Source organism: Pseudomonas sp. PvP027, from assembly GCF_017833005.1.
Classification (GTDB): Bacteria; Pseudomonadota; Gammaproteobacteria; order Pseudomonadales; family Pseudomonadaceae; genus Aquipseudomonas; species Aquipseudomonas congelans.
Genome location: NZ_JAFIBK010000001.1, coordinates 4,064,844 through 4,080,270 on the forward strand (window position 1 = coordinate 4,064,844; position 15,427 = coordinate 4,080,270).

Sequence of the window (15,427 nt, forward strand, 5' to 3'; positions counted from 1 at the left end):
TTGTCGCAAAATTTCTGCGATCATGCAGCGTTCTTTGATGAGAAAAGGGTGTAAAGAAGCAGTCTCGGCATATGCAAGAGCCGCGGACGAGTCATTCCGGCGAGCGGAAGTTGAGGCTGTAGTTCACGGCCTTCGCGCCTGGATCAAGGATATCCAGCGCGATGTGGATCGGCGTCTGGGGTGGCATCTCTTCCTTGCCGGCCATTTCACCGCTCAGGTATTCACTGGGCTTGAACCGACGGCTGGCGATCAACTGACCGCCGGTATCGGAAAAACGCAGCTCCAGCAGGGGAAACGGCTGGGAAAACGAGGCGCGGTTGTAGATGATCGCATCTACCACCAGAGCCCCTTGAAACTCGGGGTGGCTGCGCACAACCAGATTGCTGCTCTTGAGCTGGGAAATGTCGACCTTGCTCGGCACCTTGCAGCCAACCTGCGGGCAAATCTGCTGAAACAACGGGCGGTACTGGTCCTGGCGTGCCAGCTGATCGAAGTGGTACCAGACGTACTGTCCTGCCAGACCCGCCAGCGCCAGCACGATCAACAGGCCCCAGGCGAGGCGTCGGCCCCAGCGTGGTTTGGGCCGTTGCCAGTCGAGCTGCAGAGGGTCGTCAGTCAGGTCGAGAAGTGTCTGGTCACGCACTGCCGGTTCGTTGCGGCTGCGCTTGCCCCGCGGTTCAGGCTCCGGCTCATGGTCGTTGTCTTCATCATCATCGTCATCCACCGCAGACCAGCGCTCGACCTTCTCGGCAGACGGGGCTTTGCGCTGGATGATGACCGGCATTGGAGGCTCGTCATCGTCCAGATCCTTGTCCAGTGACAGCGACGGCTCGGTGCGTTTGTGGTCCTCCAGCGGTTCCGGAGATTCTGGAGAGTCGGTATCCGGGATAACCTCGGCATGCAGTTCCGGCAGTCGCTCGACATCGTCGTTGTGCAACGTATCGACCCATGCCGCTTCGTCGCTCTGCCGACTGTCACGCTTCGCTGTCAGGCTCACACCGTCGTTGCCGATATCGCTGACAGGGCGGGCAAAGGTGTCAGGCCTGCGGGTCTCGCGTTGTTCGAGGCGAGCCAGTTCTTCGTCCAGATTGAGATTATCCAGATCCAGCTCGCTGACTTGCCAGGGGTCGTCTTCTTCGGGCGCCTTTTCCGGCTCCGGCCTCAGCTCAGGCTCGGGCGTCGGCAGGGCCTCCGGTTCGGGCAGGGCTGCGAGCACCGGCGAGGCGGGCAGGGCCTCTTTTGCGGAGTCATCACTGGCGCGTTGCTCGAGCAACTGCCGCGCTGCGTTGAACACCTGCAGGCAGGCACCGCATCGCACCACCCCACGGGCCACGCTCAGTTGAGCGTGACTGACTCTGAAACTGGTCTGGCAGTGCGGGCACTGGGTGACGAAACTGTCGGTCATGCGGCTGTCCGGTTGAAGCGGCGGTTAACGGCGGCGACCCGTGATGCGTACCCAGCCATCTCGGTTTACGATCGGGTCCAGATCAAAACTGTCAGCGTAAGCTGCCGCGACTTCTTCACCCTGTTCGGCCAGGATGCCTGACAGTGCCAGGCGTCCGCCGGTCCTGATCAGGGAAGCCAGTTGCGGCGCCAGGGAAACCAGCGGGCCAGCCAGAATGTTGGCGACCAGCACGTCGGCCTGCTGGTGTGGCAGATCCTCGGGCAGGTACAGCGGGAAGCGTTCGGCGGCGATATTGTTGCGTCCGGCATTGTCACGAGAGGCTTCCAGTGCCTGCACGTCGATATCGGTACCAACGGCCTGTTCGGCACCCAGCAGCAGTGCGGCGATGGCCAGAATGCCCGAGCCGCAGCCGAAATCAAGCACGTTGCAGCCTTCGAGGTCCTGGCCATCCAGCCACTCGAGGCACAGCGCGGTGGTCGGGTGGGTCCCGGTGCCGAACGCCAGGCCCGGGTCGAGCAACAGGTTCACGGCGTCCGGTTGCGGCGCAGCATGCCAGCTCGGAACGATCCACAGGCGCTTGCCGAAACACATCGGCTGGAAGTTATCCATCCAGCTGCGTTCCCAGTCCTGATCTTCGATGACTTCGGCGCTGTGCTCGGGCAATTCTTCGCCGGTCAGCAGGCTCAGGTGCGCCAGGGCCATCTCGGCATTGGTGTCGGCTTCGAACAACGCCAGCAGGTGGGTGTGTGCCCACAGCGGGGTGGTATTGAGTTCGGGCTCGAAAATCGGCTGGTCTTCGGCGTCCATGAATGTCACGGACACGGCGCCGACTTCAAGAAGGGCGTCTTCGTAGGTTTCGGCTTGTTCCGGGCTGATGGCGAGACGGACTTGCAGCCAAGGCATGGCGGATTACCTTCGATTTGGAAATAAGTGCGGCTAGTAAGGCCAGTGCGGCCGCAGGAAGCGGGCAAGTTTACTGCTATGCGCTGCAAACAACAAAGCCGCATCACTGCGGCTTTGTCGTTGTGAAGCAGACTGGCTTATTGATTGGCCAGTTTGTGCTCCAGATAGTGGATGTTGACTCCGCCTTCGCAGAAGCCTTCATCACGGGTCAGATCGCGGTGCAGCGGGATATTGGTCTTGATCCCGTCGACCACGATTTCGTCCAGGGCATTGCGCATGCGTGCCATGGCTTCTTCGCGGGTCGCGCCCCAGGTGATCACTTTACCGATCAGCGAGTCATAGTTGGACGGAACCTTGTAGCCGCTGTACAGGTGCGAATCGACCCGTACACCGTTGCCGCCCGGTGCGTGGAAGTGCTTGACCAGGCCAGGGCTTGGCACGAAGGTCTTAGGGTCTTCGGCGTTGATCCGACATTCCAGCGCATGGCCCTTGATGACCACGTCATCCTGGGTGTACGACAGTTTGTTGCCGGCGGCGATGCTGAGCATCTCCTTGACGATGTCGATGCCAGTGACCATTTCCGAAACCGGATGCTCCACCTGAACACGGGTGTTCATTTCGATGAAGTAGAAACGACCGTTCTCGTACAGGAACTCGAAAGTACCCGCACCGCGGTAGCCGATATCGATACATGCCTTGACGCAGGCAGCCAGAACATCCTCGCGCGCCTTTTCGTCGATGAACGGTGCCGGCGCTTCTTCCAGAACCTTCTGGTGACGGCGCTGCAGCGAGCAGTCACGATCGCCCAGATGGATGGCCTGGCCCTGGCCGTCGGAAATGACCTGCACTTCCACGTGACGTGGGTTGGTCAGGTATTTTTCCAGGTAGACCATCGGGTTGCTGAACCAGGCAGCTGCTTCGGCGCGGGTCTGGGACGCGGCTTCGATCAGGTCTTCTTCGCGATGAACCACACGCATGCCGCGACCACCACCGCCACCGGCGGCCTTGATGATCACCGGGTAACCGACTTCACGACCAATGCGCAGAGCGATGGCTTCGTCTTCCGGCAGCGGACCGTCGGAACCGGGAACGGTCGGCACGTTGGCCAGCTTCATGGCGTCCTTGGCGGAAACCTTGTCACCCATCAGGCGAATGGTGTCTGCCTTGGGACCGATGAAAGCGAAGCCCGATTTTTCGACCTGTTCGGCGAAGTCGGCGTTCTCGGCGAGAAACCCGTAGCCCGGGTGAATCGCCGTCGCGCCGGTCACTTCGGCAGCCGAAATGATCGCCGGAATGTTCAGGTAGGACAGATTGGCCGGTGCCGGACCGATGCAGACGGTTTCGTCTGCCAGGCCCAGGTGCATCAGCTCGCGATCTGCAGTGGAGTGTACAGCGACGGTCTTGATGCCCAGTTCTTTACAGGCACGCAAGATGCGCAAGGCAATTTCGCCGCGGTTGGCGATCAGAACTTTTTCCAACATCGCAGGCTCTCCCCGGGTCAAACGATTGTGAACAGCGGCTGGTCAAACTCAACCGGCTGACCGTTTTCTACCAGGATGGATTCGATCACACCGCTGGCTTCTGCCTGGATGTGGTTCATCATTTTCATCGCTTCGACGATGCAGATGGTGTCGCCTTTCTTGACGGTCTGGCCGACTTCGACGAATGCAGGCGAAGTAGGCGCCGGGGTACGGTAGAACGTACCGACCATTGGCGACTTGACCACAAAGCCGTTCAGTTTCGGAGCCGATGGCACTTCTGCTGCGGCCGCAACAGGTGCTGCTGCCTGAGCCGGAGCGGCTGCAGGCGCAGCAACCGGAGCAGGTGCGTAGTAAGGCTGTGCCGGAGTCTTGCTGTGACGGCTGATCCGTACGGATTCTTCGCCTTCACGGATTTCCAGTTCGTCAATACCGGACTCTTCCAGCAATTCGATCAGTTTCTTGACTTTGCGAATATCCATCAATCATCAACTCCCAAGGTTCTGTAAGGGCAATTTGTCGACCGGCTCAAGCCATATGGTCAGCTTCAGGCTGGACTCGTCATGGCTTGGCACTGGCGGCCAGTTGTTCCAGGGCGGCCTCCAGGGCCAGTCGGTAACCGCTGGCGCCAAGGCCGTAGATCACTCCTACAGCGACATCTGAAAAGTAGGAGTGATGGCGGAAAGGTTCGCGTTTGTGCACGTTTGATAAATGCACTTCGATGAATGGGATGCTCACTCCCATCAGCGCGTCACGTATTGCAACGCTGGTGTGCGTAAAAGCGGCCGGATTGATCAAGATAAAGTCCACACCCTCACCGCGAGCGGCGTGAATGCGGTCGATCAGTTCGTACTCGGCGTTGCTTTGCAGATACATCAGATGGTGACCGGCATCGCGGGCCCGCTGCTCCAGATCCTGATTGATCTGAGGCAGAGTAATCGTGCCGTAGACCCCGGGTTCCCGAGTGCCCAGCAGGTTCAGGTTGGGTCCGTGGAGGACCAGGATAGTCGCCATTGCGTGTTCCTTTTATTGTCTGCGAGCGGTTTACGCCCGGCGACTATGCCGGAAGGGCAATGGACTGTCCAGTTAACAACAGTAGCCAGCACAATGAGCGATATTCGCGCAAAGTTTATGACTCAGGTCTCAGTTCTGGTCACTTGAGCTGTTCAGACGCTCGATCAGGCCTGCTGCGTCGATTTCGCCGACGACCCTGGCAGTTTGCAGTTCTTCGCCGTTTTTATCGAAGAAAAGTAGCGCTGGTGGACCAAACAGCTTGTACCGGTCGAGCAGGGCGCGCTGCTCTGCGTTGCTGTCGGTGATGTCGAAACGTACCCGTTGGTAACCCGACAGGCGGGCAACCACAGCCGGGTCAGGCAAGACTTCGTGTTCGATGACCTTGCAACTGATGCACCAGTCGGCATACCAGTCGAGTACCAGCGGTTTGCCCTCGCTCCGGGCTTCCTGCATCAAACGGTCCAGTTCGGCGGAGCTGGTGATCGTCTGCCACTGTGACTCCGACGTTGCCTGTGCTCCGTTATTCGCCGTGGCGTACTCGCGACCCAGCGGGCGCATTGGGTCGGTCTGTCCGGACAGCGCGCCGTACCAGCACGCCAGTGCATAGACCAGCAGTGCCAGCCCCAGCAACTGGGCGAGTTTCTGCCGTGTGGTTTTGACGTTGAATTCCAGTGCGCCGAGAAACAGTGCGACACCAGCCGATAACAGACCCACCAGCAACAGCGTGACCTGACCTGGCAGCACGCGGCTCAGCAGGCCGATTGCCAGTCCCAGTAGCAGCACGCCGATGGCGTTTTTGACCGTCACCAGCCAAGGGCCGCTTTTCGGCAGCCATGTCGCACCACCGGTGGCGATCAGCAACAGCGGCGCGCCCATGCCCAGCCCCAGCGCAAACAGTTTCAGAGCGCCGCCGAGCGCATCGCCGCTGGCGCTGATATACAACAGCGCGCCGGCCAGAGGCGCTGATACACAAGGTGATACCAGCAGGCTGGAGACCACGCCCAGCACTGCTGCACCCCACAAGGAACCACCTTCGGTCTTGCCGGCGACACGGTCCAGGCGAGAGCTGATCGATTGCGGCAGGCGCAGTTCGAAAGCGCCGAACATGGCTATGGCGAAGATCACGAAGAATGCCGAGAACGGCACCAGCACCCAGGCCGATTGCAATCGCGCCTGCAGGTTAAGGCCTGCACCGAACATCCCCATCAGCGCGCCCAGCAGGGCAAAGCACGCCGCCATTGGCAGTACGTAAGCGAGGGACAGGCTCAGCCCGCGCAACCCGCCAACCTGACCGCGCAGTACCACGCCGGACAGAATCGGCAGCATCGGCAGTACACAAGGGGTGAAGGTCAGGCCTACGCCGGCGAGAAAAAACAGCGCCAGCTCTTTCCAGCTCCAGGCTGCTGTGGCAGGTGCGCCGGCAGAGGCCTGGTCAGCGGGGCTGGCAGACACATCACCAATGCTCAAACGCTCGGTTTCAGGTGGATAGCACAAGCCCTTGTCGGCGCAGCCCTGATACGTCACAGCGAGGGTGAAGGGACGCTGTTCACCGGGTTTGCGTGGCAGGTCGATATCGAGAATGCCGTGATAGACCTCGACATCGCCAAAGTACTCGTCGTGTTTCTGCTCGCCCTTGGGCAGTTGCGCTTCGCCAAGGCCGATGTCGGCAGGCTCAGTACGGAACTGGAAGCGGTGGCGATACAGGTAGTAGCCGTCGGTGGCGACCAGCCTCAGCTTGATCGACTCCGGTGTCGTCTCGATCAGGCTCAACTGAAAGGCCTGACGTACAGGCAGGAAGTCCTTGCTGTTATCCAGCGAGCCACCGCCCAGGGTGGATGAAGGACGGCTATCCAGCAAACCTGCACCGGAGGCGGGCAGGGCCAGGATCAACAACAAAAGGCATAAAAAACGGCGCATGGCAGTCTCGAATATCGAAAGTCCGCGCATGATAACGGAGTGCCCGACGGCGTGCCGAGCGCAGGTTGTAAGAGTGGGTTTCAGCAGGCCCGCGGTCGTGCCGAAATTATTTTCTGCCCGAGGAAAAGCTGCCACCAGCCTCCTGTTCGTAGAAATCCGGGATCTTGTATTTATACGTGTCCAGCCAGCGTTGCAGACTGAGGTCGCGCTCTGCTGCGGTATTGACCTGCGGTGTCGGCGATGCCGCCTTGCCGCTGGCCTGAAGCTGCAGCCAGGTCTCGGTCTGTCCGGTTTCAGAAGACGAAGTTTCGCCCTTGTCTGCCCAGGCATCTCCTGCGCTCAATAGCAGTACACACCCGGTAAGTATGATGCGCTTCATGGCTGTACCTCTTGGGACTGACGTTCATTTTGCCCTGTCAGGCTCGCGATAGGCCGTGCAGATGCTCGCGGAGCGGCAAGGGGCTTTCTCAATTGCTCGGCACGTGCCTGTGCATCGGTCACCTGTTCAGGCGTCAGCCCGGCCCGCGATGCCAGTTCTGCGGCCTGGGTCCAGTTGTTCTGATAGATCAGCAGCGTGGCCAGGTTCAGCGCCGCCAGCGAGTCTGATTGTTTGAGCTCCATGGCCGTCAGGAACTGAAAGCGTGCCTGCTCCAGTTTCAGTTGGTTGAGGTAGACGACGCCCAGGTCGTTGCGGATCTTTTCATCCGTCGGTTGCAGCTTGCTGGCCATAAGCAGGTGTTGCTGTGCCAGCGCGTTGTCACCACGTGCTGCGGCCAGTTGCCCGAGGCCATGTTCGCCCTCGGCTGCCCGGCAGGTACCCAGCAGGCTGCGGTACAGCGGTTCTGCCTCGTTGCTGCCCAGAAGTCGCAACACCCGGGCCTTGCGCAGGCGAACCTCGCCCAGGCTGTCGGGCAAGCTTTCCAGGTTGGCAAGGCTGGCATGCAGGCGGCCTTCATCGGCCATGTTCTGAGCCAGATTCAGGGAGAACTCCTGATCCGAGGTCAGCTTGGGACACTGCCCCGGCTGAGCCGTAGCCTGCGTCCAGAGGGAGCGACCATCACTGGCGCATCCGCCCAGCAACAGCAGCCCGAGTAGTACGATCACTGGTTTCATTGCAATGCGTCCTTTCGTGCACAAGTAACACCGGGTCAACTGCCCAGTGCGCGGCTTATTGCCATAAATCCTGGCCCCGCCAGCACAATCAGCAGGGCGGGGAACAGAAACACCATCATGACCACCGACATCTTTGCCGACAGTTTGGAAATGTATTCCTGCAAGCGAGTCAGGCGTCGGTCATCGATCAGTTGCTTGAGGGTGAGCAGGGACTTCAATGCGCCGCCGCCCTGATGAATCAGTTGATTGAGGATCACACAGGTGTCGCTCAGCTCGTCGACGTCCAGCAGAGCAGCGGTTTTTCTCAGTTCTTCACCCAGCTCCAGGCCGGAATCGACGCGCATCAGCACCACGCGGATTTCCTCGGACAGCACCGGCAGCAGGTCTTTACCTTCGTTGCTGAGCACCCGAAGCGCCTGCTCGACCGCCATGCCGGACTCGAACAGGATGCGCAGCAATGGGATAAAGGTGGAGATTTCCACCACCACTTGTTTCTGACGGCGCCGAGCCACGGCCGCCAGAATCCGCTTGGGCAGCAGATAGCCGGCGCCCAGGGCAAAGATCGGTGCAATGAGCGGTTGCTGGATACCTTTGAAAAACAACAGTTGGCCCAGGATAACCATGGCCATCAGACCGACCGGAACGCCGACCTGGCAGGCCGCGAACAACGAACGTTTGCTGGCGCGCCGCCAGCCGATGCGGTTGAGCAGCATCTGGGTTTCCGAGTCCAGGCTGATGCTGCGTTGACCGATGCGGGTGTCGCCGAGCAAGCGCAACAGGCTGCCGATGCGACTTTCGCGGATTACCTGGCCCCTCAAGCGTCTGGCCACCAGACGTTCATTGCGACGCTGACGCGCTATGCCTGACAACAGCAGAAATGCGGCAGCGGCAAGCATCATGGCGGCGAATAACAGTTCCATCTCAAATGCTCCTCAACATGCGCCACAACACCACGCACCCCGTGACCTGCAGGGCGAAGGCCACGCTCAGCATGATCTTGCCGCTTTCGTCGTCCCACATATGCAGCAGATAGCTGGGGTTCACCGCCAGAAAGTAACCGGCCATGCTGATCGGCAGCAGGGCCAGCACTACTGCAGTCATACGGGTTTCGCCGGTCATTGCGCGCAATTGGCGACCGGCCTGTTCCCGATCACGAATCAGCTTGATCAGGTTTTCCATCAGTTCGCTGGCATTGCCGCCATAGCGGTGATTGACCCGCAAGCCGATGGCGAACAGGTGAAACTCGTCGCGCTCATACAGTTCGGCAAAGTCCCTCGCCGCATCCGGCAGGCTGACGCCCAGTTGTACGTTACGCTCGATCCGGCTCATGCCGTCCTTGAGCGGCTGGTCGGTGGCGTCGATGCCATGCAGTACCGCGTCGGCCAGGGTTCTGCCGGACTTGAGGCTGCGCACGGTATGGTCGAGCAATTGCGGCAGTTGCTGGATCATGCGGCGCACGCGCACCTCATAGCGCCACGACACGAACACACGCAGTGTCAGAGGCACCGCCAGCAGCACGCTGAGCGCACCGACGACTCCGGCCGTTGCGTAGCCGATCAGTATCAGCAGCGCATACAGCGACAAGGCCAGGCCCATGCGTTTGGTCGGCTGTCCCAGCCCGGCGCGCAAAAAGGCCCTGTCCAGGTAGCTCCAACCGGTCTTTTCGGCCACGGGCTGCACTTGCCCGGCCATCAGCCGCTGCCGGACCCGTTCACTGGCCCCCTGATTGAGCGCCAGGTAGAACATGCGAATGGACGCAATAAACAGCAGCAAGGAGATCAGGCCCAGTACCAGAGACGCACTCATGCCGACTCCTTGAGCATGTCAGTAGCCGGGCCGCAGCTTGTCGCCAGCGGCGTGGGCCGCTTCGCGCATGAAGCCGACCCCGGTGCGACGATCAACGCGAAACAGGGTATTGGTGACATAGATGTCATCGCGAATGCCGACCACTTCCACCACTTCACTGACACAGCGGCGCCCGTCAGGCAGGCGCGTCAGCTGGATAATCACATCCAGTGCCGCGCAGACCATCTGGCGCAGGGTCTTTTCCGGGATCAGCCGCCCGGTCAGGCCCACCAGCGTTTCCAGGCGCAGCAGGGCATCCTGTGCATTGTTGGCGTGCACGGTGCTCATCGAGCCGTCATGGCCGGTGTTCATTGCGGTCAATACGTCCAGCACTTCGACGCCCCGAATCTCGCCGAGGATAATGCGGTCCGGGCGCATCCGCAGCGAGTTGCGGATCAGGTCGCTGGCGCGCACCTCGCCATGCCCTTCGGCGTTGGGCGGGCGGGTTTCCAGGCGCACCACATGCGGGTGACTGAGCTGCAGCTCGGCTACGTCCTCGATGGTCACCAGACGCTGATTACTGTCGATCAACTGGCTCAGCACGTTGAGCATGGTGGTCTTGCCCGTGCCGGTGCCGCCACTGACCAGAATGTTGCAGCGTTTGCCGACGGCTTCCTGAAAGAACTCGAAAATCGACTGGTCGATGGTCTGCATCGCCACCAGGTCCGCGCTCTTGAGCATGTCCTTGCGAAATTTCCGGATCGACAGGCAAGGGCCGTCCAGCGCGATGGGCGGAATGATCGCGTTGACCCGGCTGCCATCGGGCAGACGCGCGTCGACCATGGGTGAGGACTCGTCCAGGCGGCGCCCGAGTGGTGCCAGGATGCGTTGCATCACGCGCTCGACATGGTGCGAGTCGATAAAGCGCAGGTCAGTGTGATGCAGCACGCCATCGCGCTCGACAAATACCTTGCCTGGCCCGTTGACCAGAATTTCCGTCACCGAGGTGTCGCGCAGCAGCACTTCCAGCGGACCGAAGCCGGTCAGTTCGTCGACCAGTTCTTCAGCCAGGCGCTCCATTTCGTAACGCGAAATGGCCAGCCGCAGCCGTGCGACGTATTCGGCCACCTTGTCGATGACGAATTGCGCCAGGGCCGGTCGTGAGCCTTCCAGCAGGCTTTTGCCGCTTTCTTCCATGCCGTCGATGATGTAACGGTGCAGCACCAGTTTCAGGCCTTGCCCGTCGTCAGGCTTGCCTTGTGTACGCGATGAGACGCCAAACAGTTTCTCCGCCATTACCGGTTCCCCCTCAGTCGAGCGAGCCAGCCCTGATCGGGCTTCTCGCGAGCCTCGGTATGCCGTGCCAGGTGCTCGCCAAGCCGCCGCAGCCCGGAGCACAGTGCATCGCGTGACGCCAGTTCGAACAGCGTCACGCCCTGATTCTTGGCGTTGAGGCGCAGCTCCGGTGCAAGCGGCAGTACTGCCAGCACCGGCAGACCGAAGGTTTTGCTTACGGTTTCGGAATTGGGCGCGACCGAGCGCTGGTAGCGATCGACCAGCAGGCCGGCGTGCTGCATTTTCATGCCTTTTTCGCGCCAGTTGTTGAGCACTGTCAGGTTGCGTCTACAGCCCAATACGCTCTGGTCGGTGTACCAGAGCAACTGATCGCAATGGCTGACCAGCGAGCGCAAGGCTTCGCTGTCTGGCTGACCCACCAGGTTCACGACCACATGCTGAAAATGCTGGCGCAGTGCGCTGAGCAGCATATAAAGCTCGGCGGCACTGGACTGTTCCAGATGATCGTCGGCTTCGCTGTAGGCCAGAATGCGCAGGCCGCTTTCGCTGGTGGTGAATGCGCTGTCGATCAGCGTTGCATCGAGCCTGCGCAAGTGGCGCAGGGCGTCACCGAAGCTGAACGTTGATTCAAGACCGAGCATCAACAGGCTGTCGCCGCGTGGCAGGCCGAGGTCCAGTAGCAGCGTGCGCTGCCCGCTCTTGTGCACGACCATCGCCAGGTGCGTCGCGATCAAGGCCCCGTCGTCATCACTTTGTACGCCGTACAGCACCGACAGGCCGCTCATGTTCGGGTTGGGCGTCACGGCGGGCAGGCGCTTGCTCAGGCGTCTGACCAGACCGGCGACCTCACTGGAACGAGACCCGTAGGCAACGAAGTCCCTGGCCCCGGCGCGCATGGCGTTGAGCACCAGCTGGTTATCCATGCCATCGCCGAGCGCAACGATGGCCAGCATCGGCTTGGCTTCCAGCGCACTTTCGATCAGGGCGCTCTGGGTCATCAAATGCTCACGGTCCAGGCCGACGAACACCACGCTGGCGAACGTCACGTCCACCAGCGCCAGTAGGTCGTCGAGGCTGCCCGTACCGGCACTGACCACTTGGCCCAGCGAGCCCAGAGCACTTTGCAGCCACTCCAGGTCGGTGTTGTTACGGGTGATTGCCAGGAAGGTCTGGCTCAGGCTCTGGCTCATTTGGATAACCCGTCGCGGCGGTCGAAATCGCCGTTTTCCAGAAAATATAGGCGCGGGAAACTCGGGTCATAGGTGCGCAGTGCCTCACCGGGCAGCGACGGCAGTCGGGCGTTGGCGGCCAGTGGCTGGACGAGGTGCGGTGTGACGATCATCAGCAGTTCGCGCTCGTCGCGCTGGATCTGCGAGCTGCGGAAAAATGCACCGAGAATCGGGATGTCGCCCAGGCCAGGAAACTTGTCCACCGAGCCGCTGTTGCTGGAACTGATCAGGCCGCTGACCACGAAGCTCTCGCCGTCGGCAAGCGCAATGCTGGTATCGGTACGGCGAATGTTGAGTGCTGGCACGGTGGTCCCGGCGATGGTGATACCGGCCGAGAAATCCAGCTCGCTGACTTCCGGTGCGACCTTCAGCAGAATCCGGTCGCGGCCCACGACAGTCGGGGTCAGGGTCAGGCGCACGCCGAACTCCTTGTACTCGATGGAGATACCGTTGCCCTCACCATTGGGCACCGGCACCGGGAATTCGCCGCCGGCCAGAAAGCTCGCGCTTTGCCCGTTGAGGGCGACCAGGCTGGGGCGTGCCAGGGTGTAGGCGTAGCCACTGTTTTCCATGGCATTGATCATGCCCAGCACCTTGCTGCTGCCACCGCCCCAGACAATATTGAAATTGCTGTTGTTCAGCGGAATGCTCGGTCTTGTGCCGCTGACGGTGCCGGGCGTGACGTTGACACCCGGCACCGTGCCGGGCGCGCCGAACAGAAAGTTGTTCGAGCCCTTGCCGAAGATCGAGGTACTGGCTTCCTTGAGTTTGGTGCGGCTGACTTCGATAAAGCGGATGTCCGTCTGCACCTGGCTGGGTAACTGCGCATCGGCAGACGGCGCGGTGACACTCTCGACCATGGCTGTCGTCGCCCGGCCGCGCACGAAGACCATGCTCTGGCGCGGCGCACTTGCGCAGGCCGTCCAGACCATCAGGCTGGTCGTCCCCTGCGCCACGCCGGTCAACAGAAAACCGTCGGTGCCGTTGACGTGCACATCGGCGATTTTCGGATCACCCACGGCGATGCGGGTAATGGGCACCGCAGAGCGCACCTCCTGTTGAATGCCCTGGTCGATTTCCACGGCCGCCGGCATCGCGGCAAGGCCTGCACAACTGCCGGGAGCGGCCCACGCGGCGGGCGCACACAGTGCCGCGGTGACTAACGCCAGCAAACGGGGTTTTATAACTGGCACGGAACAACAGCTCATCAAATGCAATCCTTGCTCAATCAGGGAGTTTGTTGCGTGATCTGGTTACCGCGTATGACCTCGACAGCGCGAGACGTACGCGGAGTTGCGCCTGCTGTTGGCGCGCTGGCCGGGCCGAGGCTCAACTGTCTGAAAACGACCAGTTGGCGGTTGGCCGAATCGAGTCGCTCTGCCGCGTCAGAGCCGCCGGCTTCGTTTGCCCAGTAATTTTGCAGGTTACCCTCGTCGGCGCTGCGCACGGCCAGACGCAGGACACCGGTTTGCGACGCCAGCATCAGACGCGCCACCAGGGCTTGCGGCACCGCGACCGTGACGGTTCGCGCGTTGATCCGCTGCTGCTCCTGCTTGAGGCGTTCGTCAGCATTGATGTCCTGCACCGGCTTGCCGTTGTGGTCCGGACCGAGCAGCCCGCCAACGCCGAGAATCCGCAGGGCGGGAACCACGACCTGGCTCGACCGATTCGGATTGCTCGCGTCTTCAGGCAGGTAAAGTAGTACATCCACGTAGTCGCCGGGGCTGAGTTGCCCGGAGGCGCCCGTCACCTCATCGACCTGCAGCGCCAGGGCCCGCTCGTGTGGCCGAATCATTCGCGCCAGTGTGCCGCCTGCTTCGAAATTGCTCTCCGTAAGCCAGCTTCCGGCGGTCAGCGTTCGCCAGCTGCTGCGGCCGACGATTTTATCGATGGCTTCAAAGCTCCCGGGCGGGGCGACCTTAAGGCGCTCGATGGTCAGGTCATCGGCCGTGATTGCGGTGTAGGCAGGGATATCCCTGGCCAATACCACGACGTTGTGACGCAGAGCGTCCTCGACGGGAGGCGTCGGCGGCGTCTGGATCGCTGTTTCGGTGGTGACAGGTTCGCTGGGCGGAATGACAACTGTAGGTGCCTCGGCTGGTTTGCTGACGGCGATCCCCAGATACCCGGCAATTAACGCCCCCAACAAAAACAGGACAGCAAGCACCAGGGTAATGCGACTGCTCATGGCAACTGTTCCCTTTGTCATCGCAGGACAACTTCAACACACGCGGTGCGGCAATTTCACCATCGAGTAATAGAGGACAAGGTCAAATGTCCGTTATGTGAAGGTAGCTCATGGCAATCAAAGCGCCATTCTGCTTTGGTATAAAAATGCTTTCGGATGAATGGCATAGCCGTTTCGGCAGTCTTTGTAACGGGTTGGCAAGACCTATAACTTTCCGGTTAATGCTTTGTTGAGATTGTGGGTTTTTTGATTGAAGGCAATGCTGATATTGCGAGGGATACATGCGCACGAAGGTTTATTGGCGCCACTGAAGGCGCAAGGAGAAATGAGATGTTCCTTACCCAGTTTTATGTCAGCGTCTACACGCGTATTCAGTCTTTTTTTAAGGACAAGGAGGCAGCATCGGCGATCGAGTACGCAGTGATCGTAGCTATGGTGGCGTTGGTGCTGTTTGCGTTCGTGACACCCTTGGGGGACGCTATCAAAGGAAAATTCAATGAAATTGTCACTGGATTGGGTGGTACGACGGTAAGTTAGTTGATTAATATGCTTTGAGTTTATTCCTGTTGAGATAACCACATGGCTGTCCACCCCATCCGCCAACAACTGCTTCTGGTTGATGACGAAGAGGACGCAAACGAGGAATTGGCAGAACTGCTCGAAAGTGAGGGGTTCTGCTGCTTCACGGCGTCTTCCGTCAAGATGGCCTTGCACCAGTTGACCCTCCATCCGGATATCGCGCTGGTGATCACTGACCTGCGGATGCCGGAGGAAAGCGGCATCCAGTTGATTCGTCACCTGCGCGATCACACCTCACGCCAGCATTTGCCCGTCATCGTCACCTCCGGCCATGCCGACATGGATGACGTCAGCGATCTGCTGCGCCTCCACGTGCTCGACCTGTTCCGCAAGCCGATCTATCACGTCCGCTTGCTGGAAACCCTCAACAACCTGTTTCCCGAGCCGAAGATCTTTCAGGTTCAGTGACGACAGGCTCGCGCCGTATAGCATGCTCACGCTGGAGCATGGGCACCAAGTTAAAGGGCTATCGTTCCTCCCGCTCCAGCGTGGGAATGCCTTTCGTGGCGCTCTGCGTCAC

At 60.5% G+C, this 15,427-nt stretch carries 16 protein-coding genes; 2 read left to right on the top strand and 14 right to left on the bottom strand.

Features of this window, described 5'->3' with window-relative positions:
• Positions 1-91: 91 nt before the first annotated feature.
• The 14 genes from JOE33_RS17540 to cpaB all read right to left on the bottom strand — a co-directional run bounded on the left by JOE33_RS17540 (position 92) and on the right by cpaB (position 14,328).
• The gene (locus tag JOE33_RS17540; RefSeq protein ID WP_187624897.1) at positions 92-1,405 is read right to left on the bottom strand and encodes a DUF3426 domain-containing protein; all 1,314 of its coding nucleotides are present in this window, start codon (positions 1,403-1,405) and stop codon (positions 92-94) included.
• A 24-nt stretch (positions 1,406-1,429) separates the two neighbouring features.
• Positions 1,430-2,308 carry a 50S ribosomal protein L11 methyltransferase gene (prmA, locus tag JOE33_RS17545; protein ID WP_122579448.1) on the bottom strand — a complete coding sequence of 293 codons (879 nt, stop codon included), beginning with the start codon at positions 2,306-2,308 and terminating at the stop codon, positions 1,430-1,432.
• A gap of 137 nt (positions 2,309-2,445) precedes the next feature.
• Entirely contained in the window at positions 2,446-3,789 is a 1,344-nt protein-coding gene (gene accC / locus JOE33_RS17550; protein WP_004412001.1) for an acetyl-CoA carboxylase biotin carboxylase subunit, read from the bottom strand.
• Between the two features lie 17 nt (positions 3,790-3,806).
• Positions 3,807-4,268, bottom strand: coding sequence for an acetyl-CoA carboxylase biotin carboxyl carrier protein (gene accB / locus JOE33_RS17555; RefSeq protein ID WP_209924103.1), 462 nt, complete (start codon positions 4,266-4,268; stop codon positions 3,807-3,809).
• Positions 4,269-4,347: 79 nt separating this feature from the next.
• Positions 4,348-4,800, bottom strand: a complete 453-nt coding sequence (gene aroQ, locus JOE33_RS17560) for a type II 3-dehydroquinate dehydratase (RefSeq protein ID WP_209924104.1) — start codon at positions 4,798-4,800, stop codon at positions 4,348-4,350.
• Between the two features lie 129 nt (positions 4,801-4,929).
• The gene (locus JOE33_RS17565; RefSeq protein ID WP_025990795.1) at positions 4,930-6,717 is read right to left on the bottom strand and encodes a protein-disulfide reductase DsbD; all 1,788 of its coding nucleotides are present in this window, start codon (positions 6,715-6,717) and stop codon (positions 4,930-4,932) included.
• A 106-nt stretch (positions 6,718-6,823) separates the two neighbouring features.
• Complete coding sequence (locus tag JOE33_RS17570) at positions 6,824-7,096, bottom strand: DUF3613 domain-containing protein (RefSeq protein ID WP_010427307.1); 273 nt, start codon at positions 7,094-7,096, stop codon at positions 6,824-6,826.
• On the bottom strand, positions 7,093-7,830 hold the full coding sequence (locus tag JOE33_RS17575; protein WP_096139328.1) for a hypothetical protein: 738 nt from the start codon (positions 7,828-7,830) through the stop codon (positions 7,093-7,095). Before JOE33_RS17575 ends, JOE33_RS17570 begins: the two co-directional genes overlap by 4 nt.
• 35 nt (positions 7,831-7,865) lie before the next feature.
• Complete coding sequence (locus JOE33_RS17580; RefSeq protein ID WP_096101686.1) at positions 7,866-8,750, bottom strand: type II secretion system F family protein; 885 nt, start codon at positions 8,748-8,750, stop codon at positions 7,866-7,868.
• A gap of 1 nt (position 8,751) precedes the next feature.
• The gene (locus JOE33_RS17585; RefSeq protein WP_003419403.1) at positions 8,752-9,636 is read right to left on the bottom strand and encodes a type II secretion system F family protein; all 885 of its coding nucleotides are present in this window, start codon (positions 9,634-9,636) and stop codon (positions 8,752-8,754) included.
• Positions 9,637-9,654: 18 nt separating this feature from the next.
• Entirely contained in the window at positions 9,655-10,911 is a 1,257-nt protein-coding gene (locus tag JOE33_RS17590) for a CpaF family protein (RefSeq protein WP_003313926.1), read from the bottom strand.
• Entirely contained in the window at positions 10,911-12,101 is a 1,191-nt protein-coding gene (locus JOE33_RS17595) for a pilus assembly protein (protein WP_187624898.1), read from the bottom strand. Before JOE33_RS17595 ends, JOE33_RS17590 begins: the two co-directional genes overlap by 1 nt.
• On the bottom strand, positions 12,098-13,348 hold the full coding sequence (locus tag JOE33_RS17600) for a type II and III secretion system protein family protein (RefSeq protein WP_054993277.1): 1,251 nt from the start codon (positions 13,346-13,348) through the stop codon (positions 12,098-12,100). Before JOE33_RS17600 ends, JOE33_RS17595 begins: the two co-directional genes overlap by 4 nt.
• Before the next feature lie 20 nt (positions 13,349-13,368).
• The gene (cpaB, locus tag JOE33_RS17605) at positions 13,369-14,328 is read right to left on the bottom strand and encodes a Flp pilus assembly protein CpaB (protein WP_054993276.1); all 960 of its coding nucleotides are present in this window, start codon (positions 14,326-14,328) and stop codon (positions 13,369-13,371) included.
• Positions 14,329-14,658: 330 nt separating this feature from the next.
• Between cpaB and JOE33_RS17610 the strand changes: the two genes are divergently transcribed.
• Positions 14,659-14,865 (top strand): Flp family type IVb pilin, encoded by a 207-nt coding sequence (locus JOE33_RS17610; protein WP_032615612.1) that lies wholly within the window; start codon positions 14,659-14,661, stop codon positions 14,863-14,865.
• A 42-nt stretch (positions 14,866-14,907) separates the two neighbouring features.
• On the top strand, positions 14,908-15,315 hold the full coding sequence (locus tag JOE33_RS17615) for a response regulator (RefSeq protein ID WP_032615610.1): 408 nt from the start codon (positions 14,908-14,910) through the stop codon (positions 15,313-15,315).
• Positions 15,316-15,427: the final 112 nt, after the last annotated feature.

Bases quoted from the DNA above. Each gene is read 5' to 3' on its own strand.
- JOE33_RS17540 (WP_187624897.1), bottom strand. From the start codon at position 1,405: ATGACCGACAGTTTCGTCACCCAGTGCCCGCACTGCCAGACCAGTTTC.
- prmA (WP_122579448.1), bottom strand. From the start codon at position 2,308: ATGCCTTGGCTGCAAGTCCGTCTCGCCATCAGCCCGGAACAAGCCGAA.
- accC (WP_004412001.1), bottom strand. From the start codon at position 3,789: ATGTTGGAAAAAGTTCTGATCGCCAACCGCGGCGAAATTGCCTTGCGC.
- accB (WP_209924103.1), bottom strand. From the start codon at position 4,268: ATGGATATTCGCAAAGTCAAGAAACTGATCGAATTGCTGGAAGAGTCC.
- aroQ (WP_209924104.1), bottom strand. From the start codon at position 4,800: ATGGCGACTATCCTGGTCCTCCACGGACCCAACCTGAACCTGCTGGGC.
- JOE33_RS17565 (WP_025990795.1), bottom strand. From the start codon at position 6,717: ATGCGCCGTTTTTTATGCCTTTTGTTGTTGATCCTGGCCCTGCCCGCC.
- JOE33_RS17570 (WP_010427307.1), bottom strand. From the start codon at position 7,096: ATGAAGCGCATCATACTTACCGGGTGTGTACTGCTATTGAGCGCAGGA.
- JOE33_RS17575 (WP_096139328.1), bottom strand. From the start codon at position 7,830: ATGAAACCAGTGATCGTACTACTCGGGCTGCTGTTGCTGGGCGGATGC.
- JOE33_RS17580 (WP_096101686.1), bottom strand. From the start codon at position 8,750: ATGGAACTGTTATTCGCCGCCATGATGCTTGCCGCTGCCGCATTTCTG.
- JOE33_RS17585 (WP_003419403.1), bottom strand. From the start codon at position 9,636: ATGAGTGCGTCTCTGGTACTGGGCCTGATCTCCTTGCTGCTGTTTATT.
- JOE33_RS17590 (WP_003313926.1), bottom strand. From the start codon at position 10,911: ATGGCGGAGAAACTGTTTGGCGTCTCATCGCGTACACAAGGCAAGCCT.
- JOE33_RS17595 (WP_187624898.1), bottom strand. From the start codon at position 12,101: ATGAGCCAGAGCCTGAGCCAGACCTTCCTGGCAATCACCCGTAACAAC.
- JOE33_RS17600 (WP_054993277.1), bottom strand. From the start codon at position 13,348: ATGAGCTGTTGTTCCGTGCCAGTTATAAAACCCCGTTTGCTGGCGTTA.
- cpaB (WP_054993276.1), bottom strand. From the start codon at position 14,328: ATGAGCAGTCGCATTACCCTGGTGCTTGCTGTCCTGTTTTTGTTGGGG.
- JOE33_RS17610 (WP_032615612.1), top strand. From the start codon at position 14,659: ATGTTCCTTACCCAGTTTTATGTCAGCGTCTACACGCGTATTCAGTCT.
- JOE33_RS17615 (WP_032615610.1), top strand. From the start codon at position 14,908: ATGGCTGTCCACCCCATCCGCCAACAACTGCTTCTGGTTGATGACGAA.